Raw genomic sequence first — 25747 nt, forward strand, 5'->3', positions numbered from 1 at the left:
ATTGGGCAATACATTCTGGATTTTTATTGTCCTCAATTAAAGCTAGCTATCGAATTAGATGGGGAATACCATGTTTATAATGAGGAATATGACAGCCTTGGGATAGGAATCTTAGTAATGTGGGTATTACAACATTACGATACGAAAATCTTATGGTATTTGAACACCCAAATGTTATAATTGCAGAAATCAAAGAGTTTTATGAAAATTGTTACAAAAGTTTCTAAAACCACCTCCCGGTTCGTACCTCACCGGACTCCTCCTTTTTGTAAGGAGGAGAGCTGATTTACATGATGCATAGATCTATACGTTTATAAAACTTCTTTTCAAACACTAAAGGGCGTTGCCCCTTGTTGTGATATTTTAGGCTTTGACTGCGTCGATTTTCAATTCAGTCTAAGAAATACCTTATGTACAAGCTGGACGTATTATGCTTATAGAAAAAAGTTGGTAACTTCCTTAATAAGCTCTTTAGTTTAATTCTAATTTACCAAAAATTAAACATTTTCAGATTAGACCCAACTTTTGTATATGATCAATAAAGGATCACAACCAATTTCTGGGTCTAGGCATAAATTTTACACAAACGATAGAGGAAGAGGTCTGTGTGACAGGAAAAATGCATCAAAGATACTATAGGAAGCATTAATTGGATTAACTTGTATTTTTCTTCAGAATGATATGATTAAACAATTGTATTGTAGTCAATATTTATTCAATGCTGATTGAACAAACATTGAACGAACATTGAACGAACATTGAACGAACATTGAACGAACATTGAACGAACTTCATATCAAATTCTGAAATATACATGGAAATATTACGTGGAAATTTACAGAATCGTTATCGGGTGTAATGGTTTAGATTAGTAAAAAATCCTACTGTGATATAAATAATTGCGTAGACCCAAATTTTGTGCATAATTCTTTTTTATATCGTATCCATCGGTACAGAATAGAAGAGTAGGTATTATAAGGTTACCTTGTTCAGCTAGTAAGTGATATAGCTATAACAGGCGGGTTATGTGCAAAAGGGTTACTTTAAGGCACAAAAAAAGGGAGCGTATCGCTCCCTTCTTATATATAGTAGAATATCTACTAGCTTAATGTGTAACGCTTGAAATCAACAGCTTTCAAACCTTTGCTAGCACCGTCAAGGTACTGCTTGATTGTCATTTTGTTGTCTTTAACAAACGCTTGCTCCATCAAAGTGCTTTCTTTGAAGAATTTGTTTAAGCGACCCATAGCAATCTTTTCCAACATTGCTTCAGGCTTACCTTCTTCACGAGCTTTTTCTTTACCAATTTCAAGCTCTTTTGCTTTGATGTCTTCTGGTACGCTATCAGCATCAACAGCTACAGGAGCCATGGCAGCAGTTTGCATAGCTACGTCTTTAGCAACTTGCTCATCGATACCTTCCTGGTTGAAACCAACCAAAGTAGCTAATTTGTTACCAGCGTGGATGTAAGCGATCACTGATTCAGCGCTTAATGCTTCGTAAGCAGCTAAGTCAAGCTTTTCACCAATTACACCACTCTGCTCAGCAACTACTTCAGATACTGGACGACCGTTTAATTCTAACGCTTTTAAAGCTTCTAAGTCAGCTGGATTTTCAGCCACTGCTAAGTCAAGAATTGACATTGCGAAATCAACATAGCTTTCGTTTTTAGCAACGAAGTCAGTTTCACAGTTCAATACGATTAACGCACCTCTTTTCTTATCAGCAGTAACTTTAGCTAAAACAACACCTTCAGTCGCTTCGCGATCAGCACGCTTGTTAGCAATAGCCTGACCTTTTTTACGGATGATATCAACCGCTTTATCGAAATCGCCTTCAGCTTCTGTTAGAGCTTTTTTACAATCCATCATACCGGCACCGGTACTTTTTCTCAGTTTGCTTACGTCAGCAGCAGTAATAGCCATGATATAATTTTTTAAAGTTGTTAGACAAAAATAATCGAATTACTCTTTTGAAGCTTCTTCAGATGAAGTTCCTTCTGCTGGTTTTTCAGCAGGTGCTTCTTCTTTTTTAGCTGCTTCCTTTGCAGGCTCAGCTTTCTTAGCGCGAGCTTTCTTTTCTTTCGATCCTTCGTTGTCTTTCTCTACTTTGCGCTCGTTTAATCCTTCCTGAATCGCTTTAGTCATCACCTCAGTAATCAACTCGATAGACTTAGTGGCGTCATCGTTAGCTGGAATTACGTAGTCGATGTTTGATGGATCAGAGTTTGTATCAACGATACCAAACACAGGAATATTCAAACGGATAGCTTCTTTAACAGCAATGTGTTCTTTCATTACGTCAATAACGAACATTGCAGCAGGAAGACGAGTTAAGTCAGCAATAGAACCTAAAGTCTTGTCAAGCTTAGCGCGCTGACGAGTAATTTGAAGACGCTCACGCTTTGATAAGTTTTTCCACTGGCTTGGGTCAGCCATCATCTTATCAATAGAAGTCATCTTCTTCACCGCTTTACGAATAGTGGGGAAGTTGGTTAACATACCACCTGGCCAACGCTCAGTTACATAAGGCATGTTTACACCACCAACTTTGTCAGCGATGATTTCTTTAGCTTGCTTCTTAGTAGCTACAAACAGCACTTTCCGACCCGATTTTGCAACCTGTTTAAGTGCAGCAGCAGCTTCGTCGATCTTCACAGCAGTTTTGTGAAGGTCTAAAATGTGGATTCCATTGCGTTCCATGAAAATGTATGGCGCCATGGCTGGGTTCCACTTTCTCTTAAGGTGTCCAAAGTGTACACCTGCTTCCAATAATTCCTCGAAATTAACTCTTGGCATTTTAATTTTTTTAAAGTTGTTTACTTTCTGTTTAAACCAATCTTTAAGTAGTTCTTCAATTAGATTTATAGATAATAGACTTTTAGATTTTTGGAATTAATTTTCAATTCCGGTCTGTTAGTCTTATGTCTAATGGTCTAATTTCTAAAAGGAGTCTTAAAGATTTAGATACTAAACACACCTGATAAATATTAACGTTTAGAGAACTGGAATCTCTTACGTGCTTTAGGACGACCTGGCTTCTTACGTTCAACAACACGTGAATCACGAGTCATGAAACCTTCAGCCTTAAGAGCCGGCTTGTTTTCAGCATCAATTTTTACAAGTGCACGGGCAATAGCTAAGCGAACTGCTTCAGCCTGACCCTTGAAACCACCACCGTAAAGATTTACTTTAATGTCGTAGTTGTCAGCAACACCAATGGTGTTTAAAGGTTGTTTTACAATGTATTGTAATGTAGCAGCTGGGAAATACTGCGCTAATTCACGCTTGTTAATGGTAATGTTACCACTTCCTTCGCTCAGGTAAATACGAGCAACTGCTTCTTTTCTTCTACCAATAGCATTAATTACTTCCATAATAATTATTTAATGGCGTTAATATCAATTACTTTAGGTTGTTGAGCTTCGTGCTGGTGTTCAGTTCCAGTATAAACATATAAGTTTCTGAAAAGCTGACGTCCAAGACGGTTTTTAGGTAACATACCTTTGATAGCTCTTTCAACTAATCTCTCCGGCTTTTTAGCGAACATTTCCGCTGGAGTAACGTCACGACGTCCTCCTGGGTAACCACTATGGTAGAAAAATAAACGCTGGTCCCACTTGTTTCCGGTCATTTTAATTTTGTCTGCGTTTAAGATAATCACGTTATCTCCGCAATCCACGTGAGGAGTATAATTTGGCTTATACTTACCTCTAAGTAGTTTAGCAACTTTTGTAGCCAAACGACCTAATACCATATCAGCAGCATCTACCACAACCCACTCTTTGTTGGCAGTCGCTTTGTTGGCTGAAATCGTTTTGTAACTTAACGTATCCACAGTCTTCCTTTTTAAAATTCGACTTATTAATTAACAGTTTGCAAAGGCTAAAAACATCCACTTCTTAATAATCAGGTCCCACCCCAATCATCTTGAAACAGACACTTATACCTTTCGGCTCGGATAATAATCGGGCGCAAAAGTACTGCTTTTATTTTTATTGTGCTAATTATTTGATTAAAAAAGCACTGAAGTTTGTCAGAATCAATTATTTCATTGAAATTATACCCTCTAATTCTGAAATATGGAAGAGGATTGCAAAAATAAGAAATTTATGCGCGAAGCTATCAGACTTTCATGTGAGAATGTCGAAAACGGAGGTGGTCCCTTTGGTGCTGTAATTGTAAAAGACGACAAAATAATAGCCACAGGTGTTAATAGCGTTACACGTGATAATGATCCAACGGCACATGCAGAAATTAATGCCATTAGGAAAGCTTCTTCGTTATTGGGGGATTTTAATCTCTCAGATTGCGTAATTTTCTCATCTTGTGAGCCATGTCCCATGTGTTTAGCGGCGATTTATTGGGCAAGGATTCCCCGGATCTGTTATGGTAACTCCAAGCAAGATGCAGCTAGAATAAACTTTGATGACGCATTTTTCTACGATGAGTTGATGCGTTTGCCGGATCAAAGAATGGTTGAGACATCACAGCTTTTATCTGATGAAGCAGGAAAGGCTTTTGATTTATGGATGGCTTATGATGGCAAAACAGCTTATTAATCGTCTCGGTCAATCGTTTTTTAGTCGTGATGTTCTGGTTGTGGCTCCCGATTTATTGGGGAAAGTGCTTGTCAGACAATTTGACGACAAATCGCTGGTGCGTTACGTCATTTCAGAGGTGGAAGCCTACCGGGGTGAAGAAGATGCTGCCTGTCATGCGCATAAAGGGCGAACTGAACGTACCGAAGTGATGTACCATGAAGGTGGACATGTATATGTATACCTTATATATGGTATGTATTGGCTGTTGAACTTTGTTACAGGTGAAAAAAATGATCCGCAAGCTGTCCTTATACGTGGCGTAAAAGAGGTTGAAGGTCCCGGCAGACTGGGGCGGGCTTTAGAGCTTGATAAAAGCTTTTACGGAGAATTATTATCCGATTCAGAACGTATATGGGTAGAAGATGATCCATTGTATGGGAAAGTGGTGTATGATACAACTCCGCGCATTGGAATTGATTACGCCCCCGAAAAATGGAGGTATCAAAAATGGCGCTTTGTATTATCCTGATCTTGTGGGCTTTTTTTCACATTGAATCATAAAAAATGAGTATTCCGAATGATTTCAGCACAAGTCACCAACTCATCGTATTAAATTGCTGTGGAATGGATTACTTTTCAACCACACCCCGAAAATTATCGAAGTGCGCAGATTATAGTCGCTGCGCCATTAGTATTTTTTTGTAAGCTGTAAATAATAGTCTCCTATGGTCTTAACTTTGTTTCCTTAAGGGAATGCTGTGTAGAATTAATAGTTGAGTCGCTTCACTATCCTTGCAACCGGGTATAGGATTCAGATGAGATATGTATGCATTCACTATTTAATATATACCCCGTTGTTCGAATTACAAGTCATTAACTTTGGCTAGTCAAATTTTACTTTTGAGATAAAAAAGTTTGGAGTAAACACCAGGTTGAGACCATATGAATAATCAAACTGACTGGCTGGGATATCGTAGTATGTTTCAACCATTGCACTGAATGTGATCTGTTTCATAAACGTACGGGCAAAACTAAATTTAGCAGTCACCAGGTTACGGTCTGCCGAATAGTACCCCGGCTTATAATTAGATGTCGATTGAAACAAAGAGCTTCCTTTAGGCGAAAGGAAATTGTGTGCTTTCCAGTAGCCTGCCATTAAGGTACCATACTTATAATTAACCTCGGCCACCGGGTAAATTGCATCTCCGTATGTAAAGTTCCAGCCTGAATTTCCGGTCAGGTCATGGTAAGTGGCAAAGTAAGTAGAAAAGCCTACATCTTTAATAAAACCATCACCAATCTTATATTTTAGTTTAAGACCTGTCACCAGGTTCGCCAGCGATTGCATTCTTTCAGAGTAGTTACTTATTTGTCCGCCCAAATGTGTAGCCACCATTTGTCCGGGAACAGAAACCTGAAAGTCACTTTCTTTTTTTGTGATGGTGTATTCGGTGCTTAGTCCGGCGGTGAACTTTTCGGGTTTATCGTCGCCTAAAAAGATGAACTGTTCCCAGTCAACCCATGTATCCAGCCATAACCTATCAGCGGTATATATGAATTGAAAACCATTCTCAATTGGTCTGGTATATTGATTTTCAGGATTAAAAACCGGTTCTATTAACTTGTGGTGGACATCTCCTTGCAGTCCACCCATAATGAGGTCAAGCTTGTCGGTTAATTTTGTATGAATGGAAAAGGTTGGAAGTACTTCTGTGAATTCATTCATGCCACTAAACTGAATAACATGAACTCCTGCTTTAACCCGCAGGCGTGATCCTGCATAATATACTAACGAGGGTTGTGCTGTATAACCCATCATTGTGAAGCCTTCGATGTAATCACCAAAGTACTCGTTGTTTTTAACAAAGTTGTTGTTTTCCAGCCTGAAGTACAGGTTATTATCGGCATTCTCTTTGAATTCCGGATAATAATATCGCCAGGTTTGATCAACCTGGGCCAGACTACTATTCCACCACATTGCTATACAGCAAAGCATTACGACCCAACGCAGCATTTTAACATCCTTAATTGTTGATTTCCCAAATTTTTAAACACTCAATAAACTATTACTTTCAAAACTGAAAAAAGTTATAGTTATTGCTGTTTTTTTTCTGTAAAGGATGTTATTAAGATTGTTTATGCGAATTCTTTGTGGTGGTCTAAACGTTCGCTGAGCTGCTGATAGCGCCGGTTTTCATAAATTACTTCATCGCCCGTTCTCATCCTTATCCTTTGTGAGTCAGGCTTTATTTCCGTGACATGATTCAGGTTGATCAGGTAATGCGGATGGCACCTGAAAAAAGAAAAATCGGTGAGCATGGCTTCGTAACGACGCAATGGTTTGGTTACGAAAAAATAGCTGTTATCAAGCATGTAAAAGTTGGCACCTCCCTGAATGGCTTTGCCCCATACTATTTCTTCCACTTTACATGCTCTAAGCTTTCCCCTTCCTTGCAGGATGATTCGATTTTGATTTTGCTCTACATTATTGAACAGTGTTTCAATTTTGAGCTTATAGTTTTCATCCTGTAACTGATCAATAGCTTTATCGATCGCTACCACCATATCGTTAATGTCAAAGGGCTTAAAAACAAAATCAACTGCAGCATGCTGCACCGCTTTTATAACGTATTCGTGGTAAGCCGACATAAAAACAATCTTAAATTGCTGATCACGGCATTGTCTGATGACGTCAAATGAGGTGCCATCAATCAGGTGAATGTCCATTAGGAGCAATTCCGGCTGATGGAATTTGATTTTTTGAATGGATTCATTAACCCGCGATGCTGTGTCAACAATCGTAATTTCCGGAAAATGCTTTTCAATGATTCTGGTTAGTGCCAGAACATTGAATTTGTCATCTTCAATAATGATGGTGTTTATTTTTTTCATCGCAGGGTAGATTTTGGTGTTTCTTGAATGGTTAAAGGTAAAGTTAGTCGGGCTATTGTTCCCCTTTCAAAAGGATCCTTTCGTTTCTTGTCGAAGACTTCAAGGTGGGTGCGTTTGTTGGTATCCTTGCTAAGTATACTAAGTCGTTCCTGTGTTATTTTAATAGCCATTGATTCATGCTTCTTTTCGCGCTGACTAAGTTGGTCATGGTAGTCAATGCCAAGACCATTATCTTCAACTTCAAGAATCATATCGTTGCTATTTTTTAATATTCTGATGATGAGATTGCCCCCTTCTCCCAAGGCTTTAAGGCCATGCTCAATAGCATTTTCCACAAATGGCTGAATTAACATTGGAGGGATAACCACCTTGTTATTTTTAATTTCATCGCTTTGAATGATCTCATATGAAAAAGGCGGTGAAAAGCGCAACTGCTGTATTTTCAGATAATACTGCAGCATTTCTACCTCTTCATGAATTGGAATGAACTCATAGTTACTGCTCCTTAAGACGTGACGCATCAGTTTAGAGAAATTGGCTAAAAAGCGACTCGACTTATCCATGTCGTTTTCAAGAATGAACACCTGGATGGCACTTAAGGCATTAAAGATGAAATGCGGATTCATTTGTGAGCGAAGAAGGCGTTGCTGAAAACGCAGGTTTTTAAACCTGCTTCTTAATCGTCCCTGAATAACAATTAATACAACACTTATAATAAGCACAATGGCCAGTATGATCAGGGTTGCAAGAAATGAACGTTGCTTAGATAATAGTGTTTTCTGCAGTAACGCTTCTTTATTCAGTTCATCAATCTGAAGTTTTTGAAGGGTATTATTGTATTTGGCTTCAATTGATGCCATGTGGAAAATATTCTTTTCATTGAGAATACTGTCCTTAAATGTTGTTGCTAACTTATAATATTCCAGCGATCGGCTGTAAAACTGTTTTTGTTCGTATGCTTCTGACAAAAGAGCTGCCGCTTCCTCTGCTGTGTATTTAGAGCCAATTTCCATGGCCATTTGTAAGCCTTTGTCGAGGTATATGATAGCCTGATTGGGCAGTTTGTCATTCAGGTAGGTTTTGCCAATCTGGGTGTAGCTTACCGCTATTAGCATGCGATCTTCAATCTCCAGGTTGATTTCAAGAGCTTTAAGCAGGTAATCCAATGCCAGGCGGTTTTGTTGTTTTTCGATGTAGGCGCTACCTATGCTATTGTAACAAATAGATTGACCAACACGGCTGTTGATCTGAGTATTGTAATCAAGTGATCGAAAGTAATAGTGCATGGCCGAATCAAGCTGGTTGAGCTTCATGAATGCTTCACCGATATTATTGGTGTTGATGGCCATACCTAAAACATTGTTCATTTGCTTTGATATCAGCAGGCCGCGCCTGAAGTATTCGATGGCAGAATGATAGCGTTCCATAGCTATACTTACATTACCCATGCCGTTGATGGCCTTACTAAGGCTTAATGAATCATTGATCTCCTCGGCCAGTTGAAGAGCTTTCATGTGCATATCAAGAGCCTGAGGATTTTCATCAATACGTCGATAGATGACGCCGATCTGGTTATAGGCATTGGTCCTGAATTGCTTGTTTTTTGATTCTTCGGCAATCTGCAGCGCTTTTTGAAGCATCATCATGGCTTCAGAATAATAGGATTTATTTCTGAGGCGCTGACCAACCAATGTGTATATCTGAAATAAATGACCCGAATTGTTGCTCTTTCTGGCCATGTCTTCAGCTTCTTTCAGGTAGTTGTCAAAGGGTTGTGCATTGTTGTCGTAGGTCTCTAATGATTGAGCAATGAGCTGGTCGATCATTAAAGAATCTTCGCTTGCAGCAGACACACTTGCAACAACTTTCGCTTGTTGTGCTTGTTCTTTACAGCTTAATAGTGTTGCACAGGCAACTAATATGACAACTATTTTATTCACGCAAATTCTTTGGTATAACGATAATATAATGCTTTTTGGGTGCTTTCAGATACAAATTATGAAATTTTACTGTGGCATAAATAATTTTGCTTTAGAAAGTTATTAACTGAGTTATTAACAGCTTGTGTGATGATATTATCCAAAAATCTATCTTTGCAGAAAAACCAAAAGGATATTTTTTGTGAAGATTGGACAACTAGATCTAGGAGAGAAGCCTTTGTTGTTAGCCCCAATGGAAGATGTTACGGATCCTTCATTCAGGGTATTTTGCAAGGAGCAGGGGGCAGATATGATGTATACTGAGTTTGTTTCGGCCGATGCATTGGTCAGGAATGTTAACCGCTCTTTGCGTAAGCTGGAGTTGGTTGATGAAGAACGACCTGTTGGTATTCAGATATATGGGAAAGATGTGGATAAAATGGTTGTTGCGGCAGAGATGGCGGCGGCATCAAACCCCGATGTTATTGACCTGAATTTTGGATGTCCTGTCAAGAAAATAGCTGGTAAGGGCAGTGGAGCCGGCTTGTTACTCGATATTCCAAAGATGCTGGAAATTACACGATCCGTAGTAAAGGCTGTTGATGTTCCGGTTACAGCCAAAACGCGTTTGGGATGGGATAGTGAATCACTGGTTATCGAATCGGTAGCCGAGCAATTGCAGGATACAGGAGTTCAGGCGCTTTGTATCCATGGACGCACACGCGAGCAAATGTACAATGGAACAGCAGATTGGAGTTTGATAGGGAAAGTAAAGGCAAATCCACGTATGACCATTCCTATCATTGGCAATGGTGATGTTGATAGTGCTGAAAAAGCGAAGTTCTTTTTTGATGAGTATGGTGTGGATGCATTGATGATAGGGAGAGCTTCTATTGGTAAACCGTGGATATTTAAAGAAATAAGGCACTACCTGAATACGGGTGAGCTGTTGCCACCATTAACTGTGAAACAGCAGGCCGAACTGATGGATGATATTGTAAAGAAGTCATGTGAAATGATAGGGGAGCGAAGAGGTATTCTTCATGCAAGACGTCATCTGGCTATTCCGTTTAAGAACCTGCCTGGAATTCGTCCTTTACGAATACAGCTTTTGCGCGAAAAAACAGTAGATGGTATTTCTGAAGCCCTGCATTTAATAGGTCAGAAGTATGCCGATTACCCGATGTCGGAAGCAGAATAGTACTTGTTAACAATTACTCTTACCGGATACCATGCGGCTAATGCACTGATGGTAGAAACGGTTATGATCACAACAAGCACGTCGAGCCACTCTAATGCGATGGGGTAGGCGTCGGTAATGTAATGACCACTGCCCATAAACTTAATGATGCCGAAATGCTCCTGGATAAGAACGACTATAATACCAAGAAAGGTCCCGGCCAGTATGCCTACAAGCGATATTAACCAGCCTTCCGTCATAAAAATACGCGTGATGAGTTTTTGATCGGCGCCCATACTTTTTAGGGTAAATATGCTGTCCTTTTTCTCAAAGATGAGCATGGCAAGGTTCGCCACGATATTAAAGGCGGCGATTGCAATAATAAAACTGAGTATCAGGTAGGAGAACAGTTTTTCCACTTTCATCACTTTATAAAACTCGGCGTGCTGCTCCTGTTGATTCAGCACGTTCATGTTTGAACCAACAATGGCCTGTATGTTCTTCTCGGCACTTTCAAGGTCGACCCCTTCTTTCGCTTTTATGGCCAGCGATGAAATGGTTTTATTGTCATATTGAAGTAAGCGCCGGGCCTGCTCAATGTCAACAATTAAATATTGCCCGTCATACTCTTCCTGGTAAACAGCAAAAAAACCCGATGGACTCAGGTATTCCTGTTTAAACGCATTTTGAGGTGCCATCATATTGATATTGCCTTTGCGTTTAGGAACATACATTGATAAGGGGGTGACGAAATTGAGGCGGATGGCTAGCTGGTCTGCCAGCCGTTTACCTATCACACCTCTGTACTCTGATTTGTATTTCAATTCATACTTACCATCAATTATGATGGAATCGATGCTGCTAACCTTATTGAAGTTGTCGTCAACACCATACACGACGCCAGGCATCTTTCTGGTTCTGAACTTTAACAAAGCCTGATGTTCCAGTATCTCGGAAACAAACAAAACATCATCTGCTTGTTTAAGCTGTTTATAATTGATTGAGTCAGTTGAAATAACTTTACCCGATGTTGGTACCAGTTTAAAGTCAGGATCGAAAGCAGTATACAGATCGCCCATGAAGTTATGGACGCCATTGAATACAGATAAAACGATAACCAAAGCCATGCTGCCGGTGAGGACACCAAAAACCGAGATCATCGAAATAATATTGATGATGTTTTGCGATTTTTTAGCGTATAAGTACCGGCGCGCTATTTCAAAGGCTAGTTTCATGTGTATGTGTTTTCTTTATTTTTGAGCAACCACCATTAAGCCTGTTCCTTTTTCATGCTTTTTGCTTAAGTCTATCCAGTTCAATAAGTAAGCAAGAGGATATGTCAATACATAGTAAAATGGCAGAACAACAAAGAACAGTTTGGTTGTATTTAATGCCTTAATGGGGAATTTCATGGATAAGCGCCATGAGATATTTCCTGCTTTTCCGTATGTATATGAAGTTTTGATGTTCTTAAACCCTGCAGCAGTAAGCTTTTTACGAATATCTTCAGCATTGTATCCATCTCTGACATGCTCGTCAATAAAACCATGTACTCCATCTTCTTCATGGTGGTGATGTGCATCAGAACCTCCCTGATCAGAGGGTGTGGAAATAAGCAGGTGAGCTCCGTCCTTCATTGAACGAAAAAAGTTGGAAAACACCAGTTCATCTTCAAGTATGTGTTCCATCACATCAACCGAAAGAATAAGGTCATAGGTGTTTTCATTAACATACTTCGTTAAATCGGCATACTCAAACTTAACACGCTGGCCCCGGCCAATTTTATCAAAGAACTGGTTGCAGTCCGCAATCTGTTCTTCTTTAACATCAACACCTGTGATGTTCCAGTTTTTACCCAGCGACGACATATAATAGTCGTACTGACCAAAACCGCTACCGGCATCTAATACCTGCAGTGCTTCTTTTTTCTGACGGGCTATTATTCGCAGTTCGCGCCTTATGTACCAGGCACGCAATAACAGTAAATCGAGCAAACGATAAAAGAAAATGCGCAGTGCCGGTGTCTGGTTAAAAACTTTACCCAAAGAGCGTTTTATAGGATCGTATTGCATGCTTAATCTTTTAACAGGCGATCAATATTATCAAGGTAGTCAAGGCTGTCATCCACATAAAACTTTAATTCAGGGATGATACGCATTTGTTTACCTACTCTTTTACCAAGGGCAAATCGTATTTGAGAAGTTTGCTCATTGATTTCTTTCATTACTTCTTCGATGTTGCCGGTAGGAAAAATACTCAGGTAAGCTTTAGCCTGACCCAGATCGGGTGAGATGCGAACAACGGTAACCGACACCATTGTTCCAAGGCTTACCTGTCGCATTTCGCGCTGGAATATTTCACTTATTTCCTTTTGAAGCAGGCGCGATATCTTTTTTTGTCGTGTAGAATCCATGTTATTCTTTCCTCAATCTTTAATCTTCAATTCAATATTCAATGAACAGGCGAAATTACGCTTTTTCAGTGGATTATTTCGTTATTGCTATTGTGATTTTTAGAGCTGATCAACAATCACATAAAAAAACCTGCAATTCCTTTGAATTGCAGGTCTCTCAAACCAAAACTTTTACCAATTATGAAAAAACATGGGCTTATCGCTCGCCTCTTCCTCCTCTTCGCCCATTTCTCATTTCTTTTGCTCGCTCTTCTTCGAGCTTTTTATATTTTTCAAACTGCACTGAGCTTAATACGTCTTTAAGCTCTTCGTCTTTATTGTTTACTAAATCATTTCTCAATGTACGCATTTTTTCTCTATCTCCCTTCGCTTCTTCTCTTAAATTTTGAAATTTTTCAGCGTACTTAAAATTGATTTCACTAACTGTTTTTTGTTGCTGATCCGTTAGATCTAAATTCTTAACCATCATTTCAGTCTGGCGTTCCGACATCTCTTTTGCTGATGGCATGCGTCGTTGCTGACCATTTAAATTACATGCAGTCAAACTCAGTATTAATAACGATACTATAACTAACTTATTACTCATTTGTTCATCTTTATTTGTTTAACACTTTATTTTAGACGATGCCTGTTTTATCTTCCTTCGCTTCGGTCGAAAATATATTCTTGAAGTATGATGTGCCTAAGTCTCATATAGTGAGCGATTAAGTTTGTTCGATGTTTATGTGGGAAAAATGCTTTAAACAAAAATTAACATTATTTCGTTTGATATAGAGTGATTTAGTAAAATTTGACTTATTTTGTGTGAGGAATAGATAATTGGGATATCTATATGATAAGTTTTTATAGGAGAACATTTCTTTTAGTGCTTGTCTTTTTTGTTGTTTTTATAGGTGAATCGCAGCAAAAAAGAACAAGCAGGCAGGAGAATAAAGCATTTTTTAAAGCATTAAATTATGCTGAATCGGATGATTACGATAAGGCAATTATTGCCTTTAAAGAGATCGTTCATAATTCGCCTTCGTTTGTGGAGGCCTATTTGCAACTTGGACTTTGTTATTTAAATACTAATACCGGTGCCGACTCGGCCATTAGCGTATTGCAGAAAGGCATGTTGCGCTTAAGTGCCGATGGGCAGTCAGAAACCCTGGGACAGGACTTTTTTATGGCTTTGGGAAAAGCCTACCAGGTATCGCTTCAACCCGATTCGGCGTTGATGGTATATGAGGAGCTGATGTCTCGCGTTGACTACGATGACGAGGAGTTCAGGGCTGAGATAGAGCAGGAGATTCATAATTGTGAAAATGCCAAAGTGTTTCTGGCTAACCCCATACAACTTACCATTACAAACCTGGGAGAGGAAGTTAACAGTCGTTTTGATGACCATAGCCCCCTGATAAACGTGTATGGAGATATGTTATTATTTACGTCGCGTCGAAAGGAGGGCAAGTTGCCCGTATTGACAGATGGTCAGTATCCTGAAAAGGTATATTATTCAGCACATGATGGTGGTGATTGGGAATCGGCCAGCTTGCTTGATGTTTTTTTCAGAAACCAGGAACATGAGTCAGGTTTATCTTTGTCTGCCGATGGTAAAAGTCTGTTTATTTACCGTAGTGATGCAGAGGGCAAAAGCATATATGTCAGTTATCTTGAGAATGATACATGGTCCAACCCTGTGAAATTGCCTTACCCCATCAATACATCGGCCAATGAAACCCATGCTTCTATATCCAGTGACCGGAGTACACTATTCTTCACCAGCGATCGTGAAGGGGGATATGGAGGTATAGATATTTATATGTGTAAAAAAGATGCTTATGGCCAATGGGGAGAAGCCCGTAACCTGGGACCATCTGTTAATACATCCTTTGATGAAGAAACATCGATGATCCATCCCGATGGACTGACCTTGTATTTTGCCTCCGAAGGACACAATTCAATGGGGCGTATGGATGTGTTTTACACTCAAATGAAAGCCGATAGTACTTGGACCCTTCCTGTCAACCTGGGTTACCCGATCAATACGCCTGATGACGACTTTTTCTTTTTACCAACATTAGATAAAAGCCATGCCTATTACGCTTCAGCGCGCTTTAATGATAATTACGGGGGATCAGATATCTATAAGGTTGAATTTGATTCGGCTTTTGAAGGTGAACTGGCTGTTATTGAGGGGCAGGTCAATCCATCTGACCTGAACAAAGGTTCGGTTAGGATTATGGTAACCCGTATGACTGATAAACGATTGGTTGGTGATTATCGTCCGGATGAGAAAAGCGGCAGGTACACCCTGTTCCTGGAGACAGGGCATGAATATGCCATTGAAGAGATGGTGAATGAGGAAAAGGTAGACGAGGCCGTGCTGGCTGTAAAGCCTGAAATGGTATACCACAAACGTGAGAACGTTCTGACATTTGAAGAAATAAAAATGACACCTCCCCTTAAGCAGCTTATTGTTCATCGCTCCCTTGCAGAACAAAATGAAGCGGCCGTTGCTGCCATTGAAGAAGAAATAAAAACCATTGAACGTGAGCCTTTTTACACCATTCAGGTGTTAGCGCTGAAACGTCGGCCTTTGTTTGCTTCGCTTTACCTGCGAGGACTTGATGTTGACGATATTCAAACCATCAAGTGTCAAGACGGCTATACACGCTATATATATGGAGCCTACATAGGCTACCAGGCTGCCAAGCGGAGAAGAAACCAGATTATGAAGCTGGGTAAATTTGAAGACTCATTTGTTCGCCTCTTAACCGAAGTGGAGGAGTTAAGGACGGAGTAAAGACTATATTTACAACTCAAAAATATATCCTAATGACACAGTAAAAAAGCTTGTGTTGTCATATGAATACGCAGGATCAAGCGAACGCGGCAGGTTAATGGTATAACCCAGTTCAATATCAAAATTATTAATGGTCATAATTAAGGGAAGGCTGATCTCAGTGTTCATCCAGCCAAATTCGGTATTGTAAACTACAGTTCCGTTAATGCCCGATGGTGTTTCTTCCACTTCTTCCGAATCGTAAAAGAATGAAAGTTCAGGCTCAAGCTTAATATGGTTAAAGGCACTCATGTTGACAAGGGTAATTGCCGAATATATATCCCAGCTAAATGTGGCTTTTGTATTTTTTCCAAACAAATAGTTAAGGCCGGTCCTGGTACCTATCCATTTATTCCTGGCGCTTATTCCAATATGGAGGTTATTACTGTAACTGCCTGAGAAATCAAAGCCGTCATTTATTCCAAAGTAGCGACTGTAATTGATGTTGTACCGTAGCCAACGGTGTTTTTTCAGTGAACGACCAAAGCCGATCATCAGACTGTTGTTGTAGTTTGCATCATTGTTGGTACTGAACCATGTGCCCGAGCTGGTGCCAAAACCCATAAAGAATCCCCTGGTGTTAAAGTAAGAAACCTGTCCCGAGAGATAATACTGTGGATCTGCCACCTCACGACCTGCATAAAACGATTGGCTGTTATAAGTGCTGTTGGTATATATGAAATGATAGGTTTTATCACTGTTGAGTTCCATATACAGTAGTTCGCTTTCATCGTAATACATGGCCTCGTTTAACACAGAGTCGAGGTATGTATCCTGTGACCACGCGGTGAGCGAACAGAGTAGCATTAGAGATAGTATAGTGAGGCTTTTCATTTGTAATGATAATTGGATGATCAACTAAACGATGTGGTTTTAGGGAACTGAAGGTGCTATTTTCAGGGATGACAGAAGAATTTAGTTGTAAAAAAAGTACAGGCGGGGAACCTGTACTTTTACATTCAAACTATTGGGGAATTATCCATTATTGGCATTTCTTTTTTTGCGGGCACGTTGCTTTGCCTGCTTCTTCAGAGCTTGTTTTTGTTCGTCTGTTAAGGTTTCTTTAATGGCTTCACGGTTTTCTTTCATCGACTGCATGTTTGCTTTTCTTAGCTCGCGCTGCTCGTCTGTAAGAGTTGCACGCAGTGCTTCCTGCTTTTCTTGCTTGCTCAGTTCTTTGTTTTCAAGTATTGCCAGTTGTTCTTCGCTTAATGATGCTTTAAAGGCATCACGATTAGCTTGTTTCTCTGATTTAGCCGCTGCGATCAGTTCCTTTTGCTCATCGCTTAACGATGCTCTGAATTCTTCGCGTTTTGTCTCACGATGTGCTTTAATAGCTTCTTTTTGTTCGTCGGTCAATGTTGCACGCAATGCTTCGCGGTTGGCTGTAATGCTTTCCTTGTTAGCTTTGCGCATGGCTTTTTGTTCTTCAGTCAGTGATTCGGCAAAAGCCTTCATTTTCTCCTGCCTGCTCATTTCCTTGTTTTCCAATATAGCCAGCTGCTCTTCACTTAAAGTTGCCTTAAAGGCTTCATGATTGGCCTCTTTCTCTGCCTTGTGCTGAGCTACCATTTCTTTTTGTTCCTCGGTTAATATAGGACCTTCACCGGCAGTTTGGGCAGTTGCTATAAATCCAAATGATACAAATACTAATGCAGCAATAAGTGTTTTTAAATAACTTTTCATGATGTATGCTTTTAGGTTGATAAACTGTTTGTTTATTCACTTACCGCTGTTAGTGGATGATACCCTACCTGGAAATGAGAAAAAAAATAACACTTTGTTTTAAAGTGTTTGGTTAAGAGTAGCATAGGAGGTGAAAAATAGCTGTTCAAAATTTAAGTTTCACGCAAAGGTCACTATGATTTACACAAAGCTCATAAAGTATATGTTGTTATTGATTAATGTTTGTATGCTTTGTGAAAATTATTATTTAAAACATCCTTATAATATTGAGTTGAACAGGCGAATACTCACTTATCTATTCAGAACAGGACGACCTTACATTGGCAAAAGTCAAGCGGGCGTTGATGTGTGAATTGAAAGATTATGCCGATCCGATTTGTTGAGTGGGATAATAATATATGATCAGTTTCTTAGTTTTGTATTTAAATGGCAGCTCAAATCTTAAGCTAAATCTCACATCTGCATGAACGATTATTTAATACAACTGGAATTGAGTCTTTTCTCATTGGCTGATATCTTTTCATTTACTACGGCCCTGGTGTTGGGAGTTTTGTTTCTGACAGTTAAATCAGATAACAGAAGGGCCAATGTTTTTCTGAGCCTTTTCCTGTTTAGTCTTGGCGGCGAGGTTTTTTCTGTGTTAGGTGAGCAGTTTGTCCATGAGGATCAGCGGATATTCCAATCTTCACTGTTTACTATGCCATTGTTACTTTTATACGTCAGGCGAACCATCAATCGTTCCAATAGCTTTTATATACTTTTATTGTTGATTCCCGGGTGTGTGTTCAATATGTTTGACATTAGCGTTGTTGTCATTGAATACGTATTTAATAGCTCTATCCTGGCGTATCTGCTTTATTATATCAGGCGGCACCAAAGGGGATTGAAATCGTATTATTCCAACCTTGAGCGTTTAACACTTAAATGGATCCGCGTGATCATCATTATTTTCCTCGGGTTTCATGTTTTGTGGATCATTGAAGATTTTGCGGTGTTGCAAAATGAGAGCTTTGAATACCAATGGGCCGGGCTTTCAAGTCTGTTAACTTTTTTCACCATCTTATGGATAGGGCATAACGGTTTTTCGCAGCCTGAGATCTTTAAGCAAAAACTGTTTATACAGCCTATTATCGATGAAGAGGCAGAGGGGAGTAAAGCATATGCTAAGCAAGATGAGGATAGTGAACGGTGGACTAAACTGAATATGTTGGTACAGGAGCAGCGCTTGTATACCAATCCAAAACTCAATCTTCGCATGTTATCAGATATAAGTGAGATTGGAGAAAAAGAGGTGTCGCGACTAATTAATCAACAGGAACAATGTAACTTTTACTCTTACATTAATCGGTTCAGGGTTGATGAGTTTAAAAGGCTGTTAAATTCAGAACGCGCCGGACAATTATCCATGTTGGGGCTGGCGGAGGAGGCGGGTTTTAACTCCAAATCAACATTTTACACCGTCTTTAAAAGTCTTGAAGGACAAACTCCCAGTCAGTACAAAGCCAGTATGAGTAAGTCCGGATAGAAGCAGGCAGACTTATTGGACATGGAAATTCGTAATGATAGTTATTCATTTGCGTTTAGTGAAGACAACTTAACGTATAACGAAAAATTATTAGTTATGAAGAAAGTAACGGAGAAAATGCTGTTGGTAGTATTAATGGTAATTATGGTGAGTGCATCCTGCTCCAGGGATGATGATAAACCATCTGTTCTTGTTGAACCCGGCGATGATCCAAATTTTACCATTGTGGCCAATGCCGATGGTATATTAAAAGGTTTTAATCGCAAAGTACAGGTTTTTGGCATTGATATATATGCCGTCGCGGGTGTTAGTGACGCTAACTTATTACATGCAGCCAATGTAATGGCCCAATACCTCGATAATGATGAAGATGGTGTCGTTGATAACCAGTTGGTGCTTGATAAAATGCAGGAGAACAAAGCTTTTGTTGTGATGTGGGGGAAGGAAAGTGATCTGAATGCTAGTTTCCCCTCGGGCAGACTCGGGCAGGATCTGGGTAATGACGAGACAAATCCATCTTATGTTTCAGGTGGTTTGAAAGGGCGCTTTGATGCCAGCATAGAAGAAATATGGCATATTATCACACATGCCGGATATGCATATGCCTACCCGGAGGTATTTGGAGAAGGTGCAGGAACTGATATTTCAAATGCGATGGATATTGCGCGTGGAGGCCGTTTTACAAGTATTCCGAATACGTATCCTGAGAATGCCTGGTATAGCTATGACGATGCAACATGCGAATACGACTGTCAGGTAACAGAATATTTCTACTGGGCCATGTCATCCATTTTAGGAGCTCAAGCCACGCGACTGGAAGAGATTGGACATGAGTGGAAACTTAATACGCCTCAAAAAGTGAAGGATACAGATAAGGCAGTGTATGAATTACTGACGAATGCAACTTATCAATTACCAAGCGTATTACCAGATGGTTCTTATAGACATTGACAGGCTTGAACCTGCGCATTACTCAGCTGACGTTCAAGCACGCCGGCGGGGTAGTGCCTTTACCGTTACCATCGTAGATGTGCTCTGCCTCTCGTCGGAAGGATGAGCTTGTGTATATCATTCCTGTATGGGGCAACTATAAGTTTATGATTTACGACACCCATTAAACGGCATTCTTGCAATCACTTAAAAAATTCCTTTCTTTGTATCACCCCAATAAGCCAAAGTCAGGAACTACCGATGGAATTAAGTGATAAAATAATTATCGAAGAATTACGCAATAGCAATGAACAGGTATACCGTTCACTGTTTGATAATTATTATCCTACCCTTATGCAGTTTGCCTTTCGTTTTGTATATGATAAAGATGCCTGTAAAGACATTGTGCAGGACGTGTTTGTTACTTTATGGGAAAAACGCGATACACAAGATATTAAATCCTTAAAGTGGTACTTGCATACGGCCGTTAAAAACAAATGCCTCGTTTATCTACGAAATATTGGTATTAAAGATAAACACCAGGTGTACCTGATTGATTCCTACCTGATGGAGCAATCGGATGATGATATACTTGACCCGCAATTAGTAAAAGAGGTGAATGAAGCTTTGGAGCAATTGCCCAGGGAAATGAAGCGCATCTTTCGTCTCAAATATGTACATGGACTCACCATGAGTGAAATAGCAGAAGATCTGGATATATCGGTCAGTACAGTAAAAACACAGCTGGGACGCGCAAAGCTTAAACTGCGAAGCCTGTTATTTGACCGCACCTTGTTGGTGTTCATACTTTAAGTGCCTCAAAGGATCTGGTCTGCACCCTGACAGGTATATTCAAACAGCCTCTAATGAATCTGGTTTATGCCGGGTTTGGATATTTTTTTCAAAAAAAACACAATTCTTGTCGACCATATTCAAAGCCAATGAGTCTACTTACTAAATGAACACAAAACAATGCGCATTAAAATAGACATAGAGTATTTAATTATCTGGAAAAACCTACAGGGTTTAGCCAATCCGGAAGAGCAAAAGCAATTTGAGCTCTGGCTGAGCGATAGCAGGAGTAACCAGGTGTATTATCAGAAGTTGCGGGCAAATTACGATAATGGAAAGATCGATATTACACCTGATGATCTTGAGCAATCGTGGAAGAAAATTAATAAAGCGATGCTGACGAAAGAAAAACAAGGTTATAAGCGATGGTTACAATATGCTGCGGCTATTATTGTGCCACTGGCTGTTGCACTGGCCGTGTTTCAGTTATCAGAAAAAGAAGTGCAGACCATTGAAACAGCTCACCAGATTCAACCTGGTTCATCAAAAGCTATGCTGAAACTGGCCAATGGAGAGTACCTTGAACTGGATGCTGAAAGTGAAACGCTCATCCGTGATAAAGACGGACAGGTGATTGGTGTTGACTCTATGGATATATTGAGTTATAGTGCAAAGCCCTCCATTGAGCAAAAGTATAACACCATTACAATTCCAAGGGGTGGCGAGTATCAACTGGTGCTGGCCGATGGCACAAAAGTGTGGCTTAACTCTGAATCATCATTAACCTACCCCGTTAGTTTTAATGACGAACAAAGGGAAGTATACCTGACAGGAGAGGCCTACTTTGATGTTACAAGCAATAAAGACGTGCCATTTCTGGTTAAAACCGCTACCTCAGATGTTAAGGTATACGGAACACAGTTTAATGTGATGGCCTACGAAAGCGACAACAGGACAGAAACCACGCTGGTAGAAGGTAGTGTTGCTGTGCTGGTTGATGGCACCGAAACCCTGATCGAACCCGGACAACAGGCTCAGGTAAATAAAGCCACCAAAGCTATGTTTGTCAATGAGGTAAATGTAGACCTTTACACAGCCTGGAAAGATGGGGTTTTCCGTTTTGAGGAAATGACTTTACAACAGATGGCTGATAAACTTGGGCGCTGGTATGATGTTGATTTCTTTTTTGCCAATGAAGATGTGAAAGGTAAGCGCTTTACAGGAGCTGTTCGTCGTGAAACTAACTTTGAGTTTTTTATCAACCTGATTGAAGAAACAACACAGGTTAAAATTGATGTAAAAGATAAGACGGTACTGGTGAAAGCACTGTACTAATAACCTGAGTTTGATTTAAATTTCAAAATTCAGGTTAAAACGTTAAAATAAAATGGAGAGTGCGCTAACACTCCCCATCTCTAAATTCAATCCCCGGAAAGGTCTCGCCAAAGTCAATTCCGGCAATTATTAACATTAGATCTACAAATCTATGAAAAGTTTACAAAAAAGGGGGGCTTGTCGTACCTTTATACAAGTACCTCGTAAAATGCTGTTAGCTATGCGGATTAGCTTTATTCTATTATTCGGGATTTTTTTACAGGTATCTGCTTCGGGCTGGGCTCAGAAAGTAAGTGTGAAAGAAACTCAGACAACCTACAAGGAGCTGTTTAAGGAAGTGGAACGCCAAACCGGCCTGATAACCATCTTAAGTAACGATGAGATGGATATCAATGGTATGATCGAAGTGGAAGAAGGAACATTCGATCTGAAAGAATTGTATCAGCAGGTATTGGAAGATGCCAATATGGAATTTCGTCTGGTGGATGATTATATAGTGATCAAGCCCTCGGAAAAACCACTGGTACAAATGGAGCTAACTCAGCAGGAGGAAAAGAAAGTTACCATACGAGGAACGGTCAAGGACCAGAACGGCGAACCATTGCCCTTTGCTGCTGTGTGTTTCAAAGGAACCACAGTTGGTTGCGTGTCGGCGGTTGATGGTACATATGTGCTGGAGGCACCGGATGAAGAAGGCCTGGTACTTGAGGTGTCGAGTTTAGGATATAAAACAGTTGAAATCGCAGTTGAAGGTCGCACCCAGATCGATGTGGTACTGGAAGAGGAAACCATGGGCTTAAATGAAGTGGTGGTAACCGGGTATCAGACCATTTCCAAGGAGAGGGCGACCGGTTCATTTCAAATTGTTAATGCTGATGATATTACCAATGTAGCTTCGGTTGACCTTGTTGATCGCCTTGAAGGTGTGGCTGCTGGTGTTAAAGTGAATAAAGACGGAACCATTGTAATACGAGGAGCATCTACCTTATCAGCTGAGTCAAATCCATTAATTGTTCTGAACGGGCATCCATGGGAAGGCAACCTGTTGGAAATTAATCCCGATGATGTTGAGCAGTTAACCGTTTTGAAAGATGCTGCTTCTGCTTCTATTTATGGTGTACGCGGTGCCAACGGTGTTATTGTTATCACTACTAAACGCGGTAAGTCAGACGGTAAATTGCGCGTTAACTATAACGGTACTTTCCAGATGACTGAACAACCTAAGCTTGATGATTTAAATATCATGAATACCGGGCAATATGTTGATTTGGAATGGGAGTCATATGAAAAAGCTGGTATCACCGCATTCCCTTGGTATAATTATAAATCGGAACTGGGTGAAATATATGCCGCAATGCAGGCTGGCTCTATCAGTGAGCAAGAAGCACTGGCAATGCGCGATGAACTGGCATCATATGATAATCGCCGTGATATAGAGGAATTGTTTTTCCAACGTGAAATGGTGCAGAAACATACCTTATCATTTAACTATGGTACAGCCAAAAACCAGTTTTACGCATCCATTTCATTTGATGAAAACAAGGCCATGTGGCAGGGGACCAAAGGAGATAATATATCTTTTAACCTGAACGACCGCTTTAAGTATAACGACTTGTTGCAGTTGAACATGAGTGTGCTGGGTAACTTCAGAAGCAATAAGAGCAATGGCCAGTTTGCGTCAATGACCCGACCTTACGTTCGTTTCTTCGATGAAGATGGTAACTACGCTCATGAGGCAAATGGCAGTTATGATGCGGCTACTGTTGAGTATCACGAAAGCCGTGGTTTGTTACCGTTCTTCTATAACCAGGTACAAGAACAGGAACTGAAAGATAAGGAAAGCAAGAGCAGTAATATTGCTACAAATGCTTCTTTGGACATTACACCGGCCGAGTGGTTGAAATTTACAGCATCAATAGGCTATAGTATTGGTAACGGGCGAACTGAAGATTTGGCCGATAAGGAGTCTTATCGCGTTCGTAGTTATGTCAATCGCTATACTGCAGCCGATATGAACCAGGTCATTCCTTACGGAAATATCCTTTGGTACGATGATACGAAAACAGAGAACCTGACAACCCGCTTACAAATGAGTATCAATAAGCAGTTGAAGGATTTTAATGTGGGCTTTAACGCAGGTTGGGAACGTAATGCGTTCAAGACTGAGAACAATATGGGTAACGCCCGTTTTAATTATAATTCACAACGCCTGACTGAAAACGTGGTTAACTGGCAGGATCTGACCCAGGGGTATCTCAATGCTTTTTATGGCTGGGCTTCAATGTGGCAGGTGCCAGCAAGGTATCAAAGTGAGGATCGTTTCCAGTCGGTATTCTTTCTGGGTAATGTGAGTTATAAAGAGAAATACGATCTTTCAGCCAGCTGGCGTTTAGACAAAACTAACCTGTTTGGCCAGTCCAGTGAATACCAGGATCAGCCGGCATGGTCTGTCGGGGCTAAGTGGCACCTTAGTCGTGAGGACTTCTTTGATGCTGCATGGATTGATGAACTGAGTCTAAAAGGTTCTTATGGATTGGCTGGTAATATTGATAAAAATACCTCGCCATTCCTGATTGCCAATGCCAGTACAGACTATTTTACCGGTGAGCAGGCACTATCAGTAGCCAACCCTGAAAATCCTCTGCTTGGTTGGGAAAAGACCTATACAACAAACATAGGTATGGACTACTCATTGTTTAACAGGCGCATGTTTGGTAGCATTGAATTTTACAACAAGCGAAGTGAAGATGTACTGGCTTATGTAAACCTTGATCCGACAACAGGTTTCGGTGGTTCATCTTTCCCATGGGAACAGGTGAAGATGAATAACGGAGAGATACTTAACCGTGGTTTCGACCTGAATATTGGTGCCAGTATTATTCGTCAGCCGGCCTTTAGTTATGATGTGAACTTTAATTTCTCCTATAATTACAATGAATTACTAAAAGTGAGCAAACCGGCTAATAACCGTACAGATGTGGTAATGGGTAACCCGGTCGAAGGGCAGGCGATTGATTTTATCTATGGTTATCGCAATGCTGGTCTTGACGCTACAGGTGAGCCACAGGTGTATGATCAAGAGGGAAACATTGTATCATGGCAGGAAATGGGAACCTTTGATATTGATGATGGTAAGTTTATTGGTCGTATGACACCGCCGGTTTTCGGATCATTGAACAATCATTTTACCTACAAAAACTTATCGGCTGACATCTTTATTTTATACGACTTTGGTCATTTTGCCAAGCAGTATAACTACCCAAGCCCGGTACGAACAGCAGGATCAAAAAACATGATCAATGTTTATGACAAGCGTTGGCGAGAAGCCGGAGATGAGGCGCATACAAGCATACCGAAACTGGACTATACGGCCTATAGTGCACCGGACAGATATGGTGCTGTATGGGACAGTGATTACAATATTGATAATGCTGATGTGATCCAGTTAAAAAGCATCAACCTTACCTATGACTTTACATCACTGATCAATGTGCCGGCCATTAAAAGCCTGAAGCTTAAGGTTGGTATTGAAAACCTGTGGCACTGGACTGCTGCTGATAATGATCGCATCTATGACACAAAAGTTTCATGGGAAACAGGAGGCGACCTTTATTATGTGCGTGATTTCGACTTTCCGCGTTTCAAAAACTATACGTTCGGATTATCGATGCAATTTTAATAAAGCCTGATTAAAACAATAAAAATGAA

The 25747-nt window shown here is 40.2% G+C and carries 23 protein-coding genes; 10 read left to right on the plus strand and 13 right to left on the minus strand.

What is annotated here, in order from left to right; all coding sequences use genetic code 11:
- Nucleotides 1-180 (plus strand): DUF559 domain-containing protein (locus ACRD69_RS13395; RefSeq protein ID WP_430815607.1); only part of this gene is annotated, 180 nt, incomplete at its 5' end.
- A gap of 920 nt (nucleotides 181-1100) precedes the next feature.
- Here ACRD69_RS13395 and tsf read toward each other — a convergent pair.
- The 4 genes from tsf to rplM all read right to left on the minus strand — a co-directional run bounded on the left by tsf (nucleotide 1101) and on the right by rplM (nucleotide 3837).
- Nucleotides 1101-1925, minus strand: a complete 825-nt coding sequence (gene tsf / locus ACRD69_RS13400) for a translation elongation factor Ts (RefSeq protein ID WP_430815608.1) — start codon at nucleotides 1923-1925, stop codon at nucleotides 1101-1103.
- Between the two features lie 39 nt (nucleotides 1926-1964).
- Nucleotides 1965-2798 (minus strand): 30S ribosomal protein S2, encoded by an 834-nt coding sequence (gene rpsB, locus ACRD69_RS13405; protein ID WP_430815609.1) that lies wholly within the window; start codon nucleotides 2796-2798, stop codon nucleotides 1965-1967.
- A 191-nt stretch (nucleotides 2799-2989) separates the two neighbouring features.
- Entirely contained in the window at nucleotides 2990-3376 is a 387-nt protein-coding gene (gene rpsI / locus ACRD69_RS13410; protein WP_430815610.1) for a 30S ribosomal protein S9, read from the minus strand.
- A 5-nt stretch (nucleotides 3377-3381) separates the two neighbouring features.
- On the minus strand, nucleotides 3382-3837 hold the full coding sequence (gene rplM, locus ACRD69_RS13415) for a 50S ribosomal protein L13 (protein ID WP_262327341.1): 456 nt from the start codon (nucleotides 3835-3837) through the stop codon (nucleotides 3382-3384).
- Nucleotides 3838-4081: 244 nt separating this feature from the next.
- On the opposite strand from rplM, the gene ACRD69_RS13420 reads away from it, so the two are divergent.
- Complete coding sequence (locus ACRD69_RS13420) at nucleotides 4082-4561, plus strand: nucleoside deaminase (protein ID WP_430815611.1); 480 nt, start codon at nucleotides 4082-4084, stop codon at nucleotides 4559-4561.
- A complete protein-coding gene (locus ACRD69_RS13425; RefSeq protein ID WP_430815612.1) occupies nucleotides 4539-5072 on the plus strand; it encodes a DNA-3-methyladenine glycosylase in 534 nt (177 codons plus the stop codon). The genes ACRD69_RS13420 and ACRD69_RS13425 overlap by 23 nt, the downstream gene beginning before the upstream one ends.
- A gap of 354 nt (nucleotides 5073-5426) precedes the next feature.
- Here the strand turns inward: ACRD69_RS13425 and ACRD69_RS13430 are convergent, their stop codons facing one another.
- From ACRD69_RS13430 to ACRD69_RS13440, 3 genes are all read right to left on the minus strand, one after another.
- Complete coding sequence (locus tag ACRD69_RS13430; RefSeq protein WP_430815613.1) at nucleotides 5427-6557, minus strand: hypothetical protein; 1131 nt, start codon at nucleotides 6555-6557, stop codon at nucleotides 5427-5429.
- A gap of 122 nt (nucleotides 6558-6679) precedes the next feature.
- Nucleotides 6680-7435 carry a LytR/AlgR family response regulator transcription factor gene (locus ACRD69_RS13435; protein WP_430815614.1) on the minus strand — a complete coding sequence of 252 codons (756 nt, stop codon included), beginning with the start codon at nucleotides 7433-7435 and terminating at the stop codon, nucleotides 6680-6682.
- Nucleotides 7432-9375: a tetratricopeptide repeat-containing sensor histidine kinase gene (locus ACRD69_RS13440; RefSeq protein ID WP_430815615.1), complete on the minus strand. Its 1944-nt coding sequence runs from the start codon at nucleotides 9373-9375 to the stop codon at nucleotides 7432-7434. Before ACRD69_RS13440 ends, ACRD69_RS13435 begins: the two co-directional genes overlap by 4 nt.
- Before the next feature lie 181 nt (nucleotides 9376-9556).
- On the opposite strand from ACRD69_RS13440, the gene dusB reads away from it, so the two are divergent.
- On the plus strand, nucleotides 9557-10555 hold the full coding sequence (gene dusB / locus ACRD69_RS13445; RefSeq protein ID WP_430815616.1) for a tRNA dihydrouridine synthase DusB: 999 nt from the start codon (nucleotides 9557-9559) through the stop codon (nucleotides 10553-10555).
- Here dusB and ACRD69_RS13450 read toward each other — a convergent pair.
- The 4 genes from ACRD69_RS13450 to ACRD69_RS13465 all read right to left on the minus strand — a co-directional run bounded on the left by ACRD69_RS13450 (nucleotide 10531) and on the right by ACRD69_RS13465 (nucleotide 13533).
- Nucleotides 10531-11769, minus strand: coding sequence for an FtsX-like permease family protein (locus ACRD69_RS13450; protein ID WP_430815617.1), 1239 nt, complete (start codon nucleotides 11767-11769; stop codon nucleotides 10531-10533). The genes dusB and ACRD69_RS13450 overlap by 25 nt on opposite strands.
- 15 nt (nucleotides 11770-11784) lie before the next feature.
- Nucleotides 11785-12606 carry a class I SAM-dependent methyltransferase gene (locus ACRD69_RS13455; protein ID WP_430815618.1) on the minus strand — a complete coding sequence of 274 codons (822 nt, stop codon included), beginning with the start codon at nucleotides 12604-12606 and terminating at the stop codon, nucleotides 11785-11787.
- A gap of 2 nt (nucleotides 12607-12608) precedes the next feature.
- On the minus strand, nucleotides 12609-12947 hold the full coding sequence (rbfA, locus tag ACRD69_RS13460; RefSeq protein WP_430815619.1) for a 30S ribosome-binding factor RbfA: 339 nt from the start codon (nucleotides 12945-12947) through the stop codon (nucleotides 12609-12611).
- A 196-nt stretch (nucleotides 12948-13143) separates the two neighbouring features.
- Entirely contained in the window at nucleotides 13144-13533 is a 390-nt protein-coding gene (locus ACRD69_RS13465; RefSeq protein WP_430815620.1) for a DUF4890 domain-containing protein, read from the minus strand.
- 246 nt (nucleotides 13534-13779) lie between these two features.
- Between ACRD69_RS13465 and ACRD69_RS13470 the strand changes: the two genes are divergently transcribed.
- Nucleotides 13780-15732: a hypothetical protein gene (locus ACRD69_RS13470; protein ID WP_430815621.1), complete on the plus strand. Its 1953-nt coding sequence runs from the start codon at nucleotides 13780-13782 to the stop codon at nucleotides 15730-15732.
- Between the two features lie 9 nt (nucleotides 15733-15741).
- Here ACRD69_RS13470 and ACRD69_RS13475 read toward each other — a convergent pair whose 3' ends face one another.
- Both ACRD69_RS13475 and ACRD69_RS13480 read right to left on the minus strand, forming a co-directional pair.
- On the minus strand, nucleotides 15742-16578 hold the full coding sequence (locus tag ACRD69_RS13475) for a hypothetical protein (protein WP_430815622.1): 837 nt from the start codon (nucleotides 16576-16578) through the stop codon (nucleotides 15742-15744).
- A 168-nt stretch (nucleotides 16579-16746) separates the two neighbouring features.
- Nucleotides 16747-17457, minus strand: coding sequence for a coiled-coil domain-containing protein (locus ACRD69_RS13480; RefSeq protein ID WP_430815623.1), 711 nt, complete (start codon nucleotides 17455-17457; stop codon nucleotides 16747-16749).
- A 463-nt stretch (nucleotides 17458-17920) separates the two neighbouring features.
- On the opposite strand from ACRD69_RS13480, the gene ACRD69_RS13485 reads away from it, so the two are divergent.
- The 5 genes from ACRD69_RS13485 to ACRD69_RS13505 all read left to right on the plus strand — a co-directional run bounded on the left by ACRD69_RS13485 (nucleotide 17921) and on the right by ACRD69_RS13505 (nucleotide 25718).
- Nucleotides 17921-18982 (plus strand): helix-turn-helix domain-containing protein, encoded by a 1062-nt coding sequence (locus ACRD69_RS13485; protein ID WP_430815624.1) that lies wholly within the window; start codon nucleotides 17921-17923, stop codon nucleotides 18980-18982.
- 96 nt (nucleotides 18983-19078) lie between these two features.
- Nucleotides 19079-19933 (plus strand): hypothetical protein, encoded by an 855-nt coding sequence (locus tag ACRD69_RS13490; RefSeq protein WP_430815625.1) that lies wholly within the window; start codon nucleotides 19079-19081, stop codon nucleotides 19931-19933.
- A 240-nt stretch (nucleotides 19934-20173) separates the two neighbouring features.
- Nucleotides 20174-20725, plus strand: a complete 552-nt coding sequence (locus tag ACRD69_RS13495) for an RNA polymerase sigma-70 factor (RefSeq protein WP_430815626.1) — start codon at nucleotides 20174-20176, stop codon at nucleotides 20723-20725.
- A 159-nt stretch (nucleotides 20726-20884) separates the two neighbouring features.
- Nucleotides 20885-22039 carry a FecR family protein gene (locus ACRD69_RS13500; protein WP_430815627.1) on the plus strand — a complete coding sequence of 385 codons (1155 nt, stop codon included), beginning with the start codon at nucleotides 20885-20887 and terminating at the stop codon, nucleotides 22037-22039.
- Nucleotides 22040-22190: 151 nt separating this feature from the next.
- The gene (locus ACRD69_RS13505) at nucleotides 22191-25718 is read left to right on the plus strand and encodes a SusC/RagA family TonB-linked outer membrane protein (protein WP_430815628.1); all 3528 of its coding nucleotides are present in this window, start codon (nucleotides 22191-22193) and stop codon (nucleotides 25716-25718) included.
- Nucleotides 25719-25747 lie beyond the last annotated feature (29 nt).

Origin of the sequence: Carboxylicivirga agarovorans (assembly GCF_050589845.1) — a bacterium.
GTDB classification, from domain to species: domain Bacteria; phylum Bacteroidota; class Bacteroidia; order Bacteroidales; family Marinilabiliaceae; genus Carboxylicivirga; species Carboxylicivirga agarovorans.

Excerpts from the sequence above, each read along its gene's own strand:
- ACRD69_RS13475 (WP_430815622.1), bottom strand. The coding sequence starts at position 16,578 with ATGCTACTCTGTTCGCTCACCGCGTGGTCACAGGATACATACCTCGAC.
- ACRD69_RS13430 (WP_430815613.1), bottom strand. The coding sequence starts at position 6,557 with ATGCTGCGTTGGGTCGTAATGCTTTGCTGTATAGCAATGTGGTGGAAT.
- ACRD69_RS13490 (WP_430815625.1), top strand. The coding sequence starts at position 19,079 with ATGAAGAAAGTAACGGAGAAAATGCTGTTGGTAGTATTAATGGTAATT.
- tsf (WP_430815608.1), bottom strand. The coding sequence starts at position 1,925 with ATGGCTATTACTGCTGCTGACGTAAGCAAACTGAGAAAAAGTACCGGT.
- ACRD69_RS13455 (WP_430815618.1), bottom strand. The coding sequence starts at position 12,606 with ATGCAATACGATCCTATAAAACGCTCTTTGGGTAAAGTTTTTAACCAG.
- ACRD69_RS13450 (WP_430815617.1), bottom strand. The coding sequence starts at position 11,769 with ATGAAACTAGCCTTTGAAATAGCGCGCCGGTACTTATACGCTAAAAAA.
- ACRD69_RS13425 (WP_430815612.1), top strand. The coding sequence starts at position 4,539 with ATGATGGCAAAACAGCTTATTAATCGTCTCGGTCAATCGTTTTTTAGT.
- ACRD69_RS13420 (WP_430815611.1), top strand. The coding sequence starts at position 4,082 with ATGGAAGAGGATTGCAAAAATAAGAAATTTATGCGCGAAGCTATCAGA.
- rbfA (WP_430815619.1), bottom strand. The coding sequence starts at position 12,947 with ATGGATTCTACACGACAAAAAAAGATATCGCGCCTGCTTCAAAAGGAA.
- ACRD69_RS13435 (WP_430815614.1), bottom strand. The coding sequence starts at position 7,435 with ATGAAAAAAATAAACACCATCATTATTGAAGATGACAAATTCAATGTT.
- ACRD69_RS13480 (WP_430815623.1), bottom strand. The coding sequence starts at position 17,457 with ATGAAAAGTTATTTAAAAACACTTATTGCTGCATTAGTATTTGTATCA.
- ACRD69_RS13470 (WP_430815621.1), top strand. The coding sequence starts at position 13,780 with ATGATAAGTTTTTATAGGAGAACATTTCTTTTAGTGCTTGTCTTTTTT.
- rpsB (WP_430815609.1), bottom strand. The coding sequence starts at position 2,798 with ATGCCAAGAGTTAATTTCGAGGAATTATTGGAAGCAGGTGTACACTTT.
- ACRD69_RS13495 (WP_430815626.1), top strand. The coding sequence starts at position 20,174 with ATGGAATTAAGTGATAAAATAATTATCGAAGAATTACGCAATAGCAAT.
- ACRD69_RS13485 (WP_430815624.1), top strand. The coding sequence starts at position 17,921 with ATGAACGATTATTTAATACAACTGGAATTGAGTCTTTTCTCATTGGCT.
- ACRD69_RS13505 (WP_430815628.1), top strand. The coding sequence starts at position 22,191 with ATGAAAAGTTTACAAAAAAGGGGGGCTTGTCGTACCTTTATACAAGTA.
- ACRD69_RS13500 (WP_430815627.1), top strand. The coding sequence starts at position 20,885 with ATGCGCATTAAAATAGACATAGAGTATTTAATTATCTGGAAAAACCTA.
- ACRD69_RS13465 (WP_430815620.1), bottom strand. The coding sequence starts at position 13,533 with ATGAGTAATAAGTTAGTTATAGTATCGTTATTAATACTGAGTTTGACT.
- rpsI (WP_430815610.1), bottom strand. The coding sequence starts at position 3,376 with ATGGAAGTAATTAATGCTATTGGTAGAAGAAAAGAAGCAGTTGCTCGT.